The following is a 7,889-nucleotide window of genomic DNA, read 5'->3' on the forward strand; positions in this document are numbered from 1 at the left end:
AAGATTTACCATGAAAAAAGGATTCCATTTCAGAAAAAATCGTTTTCAACTTTAAAAGTTTCTCACGTGTTAAGTTCTCTAAAACTGTAATTTTATCTGAAGCATATTTATCATAAATCGCAGCCACTAATGCTCCACTACTCCCAACACCATAACCTTGCGGAATCGAAGAATCAAAATACATCCCAGAATCTACATCACTTTCTAATGTCTCAACATCAAAAGTCACTAATTCCTTCCCTAACCCCTTTAAATACGTTACAAAACGTTTTAAACTAGCATTAGAATCTAGTGCTTCTTGAGTTGGATTTTCATCTACTTTTAATGCACCATTGTAAAAATTATAAGGAATAGATAAACCTTTAGAATCTTTGATAATTCCGTATTCACCGAATAAAAGAATCTTAGAATAAAATAGTGGTCCTTTCATAATATTATATTGGTTGGATTGGGTTACAACCGTTTGGCACCTTTACCAACACTATCACAAATATAGTGACCGTTTTGGCAATATGCAACTAACTCGCTCTTAATGAATTCATAAACTTGCTGTTTTTCAGCCTTTGGAAACAAAACATGCACGTTTGCACCTGCATCTAATGTGAAGCAAATATTTGAATTATTTTTGGCTCTATACTCCCAAATTTTATTAATGATTTCTAGAGTATTAGGTTTCATTAAAATGAAATAAGGCATACTAGTCATCATCATAGCGTGAAGAGTTAACGCCTCACTTTCTACAATTTTTACAAACGCTTTTAAGTCACCTGAAGCCAGAATTTCTTTAATTTTAGCCAAATTATCATGCGCTTGAGAAAAACGCTCCTCGGCAAACGGATGACCAAACATTAGCTTATGACCAACAGTACTACTTACCTGCTTTTCTCCTTTATCTACTAACAAAATAGCATCTTGATAGTCTTGAAAATTAGCATGTACTTCTCCATCAAATCTTACTCCAAATAAATCAGAGCTATCTGTACTCTTATTTTCTCCCCAAACTACCAATTCTCCTTCAATGCTTCGACATGCACTACCTGAGCCTAAGCGTGCTATGAAGGATGCTTTTTGGTTAAAATAAGACTTCTCGACTGTGCTCGAAGTGACAGTATTAGTTAATTTTTCTTCAATACTCATTAAACATAAAGCAATTGCGCTCATACCTGATGCTGAAGATGCTATACCAGAACTATGTGGAAATGTATTTGAAGTATCAATTTTGAAATGATAATCTCTTAAAAATGGTATGTAAGCCTCAATACGTTCAAAAAAGGTTTGAATCTTTGGTTTAAAAGCTTCGTTTTTTTCTCCTTCGAAATACACATCGAAACTAAAATTGTTATCTGCTTTTTTAGTATAAGTTACTTCTGTAATGGTTTTACAATCTGAAAGTGTAAAACTAATAGAAGGATTTTCGGGAATTTGATGCTCCTTTTTACCCCAATATTTCACTAAAGCAATATTGCTTGGTGATGACCATTTTACTGAGCCGCTTTCTGTATTGAGATTATATGATTTAAGGATAAAATCTTGTTCTGTCATTGATTCTAAATATCTGACAAAGATAAGAGTTTTACCATTGTTCTATAGTTTCGAGCAGTAGCATTTACTTTTAACTTTCTCTCAAACCAATTAATACCCAACTTTGCTTTGCCAGCTCCTAAAGTATAGAAAATGTACACGCAGTTTTTAGTAATAATAAATTCTTCTCCAGAAAATACTTCCTTTGAAGTTTCATCCATTAAATTCTTTTCTGGGATTTCGCTGAGCATTATAAAATAACCACTTACTTTCTTTTCTTCAGGAAAAGGACAATCGTTTAGAATAGTTTCAATTTCGTCTTTTGACCTTACTAAAATGGGCACGCCAAAACCAAAATAATCTTTAATCGACTTATGAATAACAGCTTCTAATTTACCTTTATTCGCCTCTAAAGATTGAAAAATAATATTACCGCTTTGTATGTATGTTTTTACATTCTCAAGTCCAGATTTAGTTAGTAATTCTCTAAGCTCTGCCATTGGAACTTTCTTATGTCCACCAACATTAATTCCTCTAAGAAGTGCGATGTATGTTTGCATTATTTAGTAATTGATCGTGACACTATATAAGCTCCTGTCCAAGCATTCTGAAAGTTAAATCCACCAGTAACCGCATCAACATTAATAACCTCACCTGCAAAATATAAATTAGGAATCCTTCTACTTTCAAAAGTTTTAAAATTCACTTCTTTTAAATCTACTCCACCAGCTGTTACAAACTCTTCTTTAAATGTACTTTTTCCTGTAACTTGAAATTCAGCTTTTGTTAATTGTAAAGTTAATGCTTCTAATTGTTGCTTATTAATATCTGCCCAACGCTCTGTTTCGTCTATACTTGACGCTAAAACCAATTGCTTCCAAAGTCGTTTTGGCAAGTTGAATTGTGTTAAATTAACTATCGATTTTTTTGCAAACTCTTGCTTAAAATCTTTAAGCTGATCTAAACAAGATTCGAAATCTAATCGTATAAAATTGATTTCGATTTTAAAATTATAATTGTGTTTTGCTAATTCTACAGCTCCAAATGCAGAAAGCTTTAAAACAGCAGGAGCACTCATACCAACGTGTGTGATTAATAAAGGGCCTTCAGAAACTAAATCCGAATCTACAACTTTAATCTCAACATCTTTTGCTACAACTCCTGGAATGTCTTTGATTCTTTTGTCTTTAATATCAAAAGTAAAAAGCGATGGCACTGGTTGAATTATCGTATGTCCCAAATCTTGAAGGAGCTTCCAAACTTTAGGATTACTTCCTGTTGCAACGACTAGCTTTTTACATTCAATTTCACCTTGAGTTGTTTCTATAGAAAAATCACTTTCTTTTGCATTAATAGATTTTACAGAATAGTTATACAACACCTCAACATTATGTTTATTCGCTTCTTCTAAAAAACAATCTATTATGGTTTGAGATGAATTTGAAACTGGAAACATCCTTCCGTCTTCTTCAATTTTCAATTCAACACCTCGTTCTTCAAACCAAGTTATAGTATCGCCTGTCATAAATGTATGAAAAGGGCCTAAAAGTTCCTTTTCACCTCTTGGATAATTCTGCACAAGTTCGGATGGTATAAATTCAGCATGTGTTACATTACAGCGTCCTCCACCAGAAACTTTCACTTTTTGAAGACCTTCTTTACCACGTTCTAATATAGCAACTGACAATTTAGGATGCTGTTCAGCAATATTAATAGCAGCAAAAAAACCTGCAGCTCCACCTCCAATAATTATAATATCTTTACGTTTGTTCAATGTGAAAAGTTGAAAGGATAAAATTACAATGATATACCTCAAAAGACTAATATTTCTATTACTTATTGTAAGCTCTTGTGAGTCTTATGGAAGACTTACCATCGAAGGTGACATAACCAATAGTTTAACCGAAGTTTCTGCTACAGAAGTTTGCCCAAATTCTGATATTGTTTGGACGATCCAAGACTCTGGAAATAGCAATAATTTATTTGGATTGAATGAAAAAGGACATATTGTAAGAAATATAGATATTAGCAATACCAAAAATATAGATTGGGAAGATTTAACATCAGATTCTGATTGTAATATTTACATTGGTGATTTTGGTAACAACAGCAAAAAAAGAGAAACCTTTAGAATCTTAAAAATAAATCACAACGATTTAATAAATAGCTCTGCAACAGCTCAAATTATAGAGTTTACGCTTCCAAATAAAGTCGAATCAAAAGATTTTGAAGCTTTCTTCTTGTTAAATAATTCCTTCTATTTAATAAGTAAAGAGAATAAGAAATTTAGTGTTTTTATGGTTCCGAATAAAATTGGAAAACATAAAGCTATACTACGATCTAATTACAACTTAAAAGGAAAGGGCAACAAAATAACATCTGCAGACATTAGTGATGATGGTAAAACCATTGTTTTACTAAACCATGATAAACTTTGGAAAATAAGCAACTACCAAAGTGATGATTTCTTTTCTGGTGACATTGAAAAGCGATCTTTTAAACACAACTCTCAAAAAGAAGGTGTTTGCTTTAAGACAAACTCTAAAGTTCTTCTAACAGACGAGCGAAATGAATCTGTTGGTGGTAATATTTATAGTTTTGATATAGATTAGAACCCAAAGCCTAATTTAAATGCCAAACGCAATCCATCGTCACTATTAAAAGCAGAAATGTTTGCTGTCATCATCTGTGCCATATTTACAAAGAACCCTCCACCAAAGGAATTATTCCATTTATCAGAATCTTCATTATCAAGCCAAACGCGTCCATAATCTACACCTCCATAAACTCCAATATGAATTGGCAATAACCCTGTTTTAAGGCTTCCAAAATTCCAACGTACATCTGTTGACTGAGAAAACGCTGTTTTACCAGTAAACCTTTGAAACCTATAACCTCTTAAACCTGTTTTACCTCCTAAAACAGCTCCTTGATAAAACTCAAAGTCGTCTCCAAAATTAATATGACCACGTATATTTGTAGCAAGCACTAACTGACCGCTTGGAATTAGTTTATAGTCGAAACCTAATTGTGGAATTAGATATCCAAAGCCTTTTTCTGTACTTACATTGTTCTTATATCCAGCTTCAACAGATGTTTGAAGCCCTAGTGTTGGAAAGGCTTCATTATCTTTATTTACAAAACTATATTTTGCATTTACACCATAAAAATCTTGCTCATCAAAAAGAGGGTTATTAGCTGGAAAGGCTTCAACAAATCGTCCAATAGTACGCTCAACTTCATTACTTTCATAAGAAATACCAAGTTTTAAACTGACTCCTTGTCTTCCTCTCCAAATTAAAGACGGCATAGCTTTGAACGTTCTTATTTTTACTCTATTAAAATCTAAGTCCACATCCAAACCATCATCTTCATTTGCTTCTGGGTTTAGTGTCTCATTTCCGAAACCAAAAAAGTTAACGGCATAATTAGGGCTATTAAAATGCGCATCCATACCTAAATTTATATTAGGAAAAATATTAGCAAACTCTCCTTTATAATTTAAATCAAATCCGCTCGTAGCAAAATAATATGCTGCTGCAATTTGGTGTTGAGATGTAAATGGATTACGCTCAAAACCATAGTTTGTTAATACAGCGTTAGCACCTATTTTTAATCCATCATCTGGATTAGAACCTAAACTAGGTAAAATCTGATTTGTGTTATTTTTTAGCTTTTTGTAGTCATAAACATTAGTTTCGTAATTATCAGTAAACTTTTTATGCCCTTTTTTGGTTACAACTGTATTCTTTTTAGATTTATAGTCATAGAATGTGACTCGCTTTCCATTTTCAATAATGTACTTATCATTGTTTTGCCCACCTACTAATCTTAGCTTTATGTATCGATCACCATTTCCTGAGACTTCAAAAACATCATCGTCATCTAAACCATAAATCCAAATCTCTTTAGTATCATCGCAATTATAAGTGCGTTCGTGAAACTTGTCTTTCTTTTTCCCGTCTTTAATACGATAGGCTGTTACTTTAGTTTGTCCATTAGGCATACGTTCTACATCAAACCAATCGTCTTTATTTGTTCCTTTGATTACTGCATACTTATTTACTAATTCGTAATAACGATTTGTTATCTTTTGCAGATTGGCTCTTCTCGACTTTAATTTTTGTTTAATATCATCAACAGAATTGCCTCGTATCTCTTCTGGCATATTTAAAAATGCCTTTTCAATAATAGCATCAGTAATATTCTCTTGAATATACTTTGCTTGTGCATCCCAAACGTCTTTTCCTGATTGCGTTATAATTTCCATATCTAATGGATAAGGTTCTACGTTAACTCCTTTCACATCCTCTAGATCTTCAGAATATTTTCTCAGTAAACGTGCTGTTGGTATTAGTTTTACAGCAGCACCTATAAGAAAACCGTCTGACATAATCGAAAAGGCCTGATCGCGATCTCTAGGCATTGGTCTGTACACTTTCTTTCCATCTTCTTTAAACTCAATCCATCTCCATTGGTCTTGGTGTCTATCCCAATCACCAATAAGCATATCAAATAATCTTGCCTTTATATAAGCTGCTTCATCAACTATAATGTCTTCATCCTTGTGGATTTTTTTCATCATATCATCAGTTGACACTAATTTATTTCGGAATCCAAAACTTGCTTTGTCATTATGCCCTTTAGATGTGTGCTCTTCAATCATATAAAGTTCATCACCAAATTCATCATTGTATTGCCCTAGGCGCTCTTGTTTCGGCACATAATACAACACAGGGTTTGTGTGGTAAACATCAATGGCATCTGCCAAATCGCCAACAACCAATGGTGCATAGGGATGAGAACCTGTAAACACATCTAAAATTAAGTCTTCGGTAGCAGTATCATCAAATTGACCTTCGATATATTGATCTTTAAAAAGAACCGCTTGTAAATACTGAAGTGCTTGTTTTCTTACTGCGCGCATTACATATTGAGCTCCATTCTTATCTTCTAAACGTAATGATTTTGACTGATTCCCTCCACCTTTCTTCACTGGTGTTAATCCACCAAACAATGTATCTAAAACAACATTTGGTGCTTTAACCTTAGTACTGTATTCCTTTCTATAACGATCTCCCCAAAGAAACTTACCAAAACCACTAACATCTGTTTCGTCTTCAGAATAAACAGATGCCGAAGTGTGAGGTGATAAATTGTCGTTATAGGTTTGTGTTATGCTGGGTTTGTTTTCTGCAAAAACGTTAGACTGAAATACTACTTTTTCATCCTCAGTTGAATAAAAGACAACATGAGAAGAACCATCTTTATAGATAATAAGTTTAGCATATCCAGGAGTTCCATATCCAAATTTTCCACTACCAACATTACGCACAGCAGAGACTTTAGAACCCGAACCAGACACAATTTGATGCAAATTATCTTCAACCAAATATTGCAAATTATGCTCATGACCAGAAACGAAAACCACTTTCTTATTCGCTTGGGCCAAGGTCACCAAACGACGTTTTAATTCATTGTAAATTGGATTTTGAAGATCTACATTAGCAATCCCACTTGTCTTTCTTATTACATTTTTAAACGTACCAAGAACTGGAATTGGAGACATGTGACTACCAAAGCTAAACTGACCACCATGTGAACCATTAGTATACATTGGGTGATGTAAAGCTACAATAGTTGTCTTACCTCTTGCCTTTTTTATAAGACTATTAAACTCGTCTAAAAACCCTTGCCTGGTCTTAATATCACAATCGTCATTAATGGTTGGTTGATCATTCCAATTGGTGATGTACCAATGTGTGTCAATAAGGATAAGCTCAATATCATCTGAGATATGTATTTTATCTATAGGGCAGCCATTTTCTGGTAAAAAACTATTCTTACCAAGTGCTTCTTCTACAATTTTCTCTTGATTTTTTAATCCAGAAATACCAGAGTACCAATCGTGATTACCTGGAATAAAAACGGTCTCACCTTTAAAATTTTTGGTCGCTTCAATCTGTATTTCTAATCGATGTTTTGCCAGCTCATACTCTGTATTTGATTTTTTTGGAAGACCTACAGGATATATATTATCGCCAAGAAAAATGGCAGTACTATTCTTTGAAGCCTTTTCTAATTCTGTCTTAAAAGCTTTTAGAGCTTCTGAACTTTCACCAAAGTTTGAGTTACCAGAATCACCAATAAGATAAAAATTGTGCTCAATTTCTTTGTTTACAGGCATTTCCTTTTCAGCACCTGACACTATTTGCTTTTTTAGTGTTGCACAAGAATTAAAAACTAAAATTAAGACTACAAAAAGACTGAATTTATATACTTCTTTCATAAAATCTGGTTAGTTATTAAAAATACATGTTTCTTCTTCCACAGGTTATTTATAAAATAACGTTTGGGCTCTTAAATTT

The 7,889-nt window shown here is 33.2% G+C and carries 5 protein-coding genes and 1 pseudogene; 1 reads left to right on the forward strand and 5 read right to left on the reverse strand.

Translation table 11 applies throughout. The annotated features are described in order from the left end of the window. From QZZ53_RS01090 to QZZ53_RS01105, 4 genes and pseudogenes are all read right to left on the reverse strand, one after another. Positions 1–430: pseudogene (locus QZZ53_RS01090) on the reverse strand (mevalonate kinase); the annotation flags it as partial. A gap of 23 nt (positions 431–453) precedes the next feature. Continuing rightward, positions 454–1,542: a diphosphomevalonate decarboxylase gene (locus QZZ53_RS01095; protein ID WP_296380540.1), complete on the reverse strand. Its 1,089-nt coding sequence runs from the start codon at positions 1,540–1,542 to the stop codon at positions 454–456. A gap of 5 nt (positions 1,543–1,547) precedes the next feature. Beyond that, the gene (locus tag QZZ53_RS01100; RefSeq protein ID WP_296380542.1) at positions 1,548–2,081 is read right to left on the reverse strand and encodes a DUF1697 domain-containing protein; all 534 of its coding nucleotides are present in this window, start codon (positions 2,079–2,081) and stop codon (positions 1,548–1,550) included. After that, positions 2,081–3,295, reverse strand: coding sequence for an NAD(P)/FAD-dependent oxidoreductase (locus QZZ53_RS01105; RefSeq protein ID WP_296380544.1), 1,215 nt, complete (start codon positions 3,293–3,295; stop codon positions 2,081–2,083). Before QZZ53_RS01105 ends, QZZ53_RS01100 begins: the two co-directional genes overlap by 1 nt. Positions 3,296–3,323: 28 nt before the next feature. Between QZZ53_RS01105 and QZZ53_RS01110 the strand changes: the two genes are divergently transcribed. Beyond that, complete coding sequence (locus QZZ53_RS01110; protein WP_296380546.1) at positions 3,324–4,133, forward strand: hypothetical protein; 810 nt, start codon at positions 3,324–3,326, stop codon at positions 4,131–4,133. Here the strand turns inward: QZZ53_RS01110 and QZZ53_RS01115 are convergent. Further along, positions 4,130–7,810 (reverse strand): metallophosphoesterase, encoded by a 3,681-nt coding sequence (locus QZZ53_RS01115; RefSeq protein WP_296380549.1) that lies wholly within the window; start codon positions 7,808–7,810, stop codon positions 4,130–4,132. The genes QZZ53_RS01110 and QZZ53_RS01115 overlap by 4 nt on opposite strands. Between the last annotated feature and the right edge of the window lie 79 nt (positions 7,811–7,889).

It is taken from the genome of Winogradskyella sp., assembly GCF_016744625.1.
GTDB lineage: Bacteria > Bacteroidota > Bacteroidia > Flavobacteriales > Flavobacteriaceae > Winogradskyella.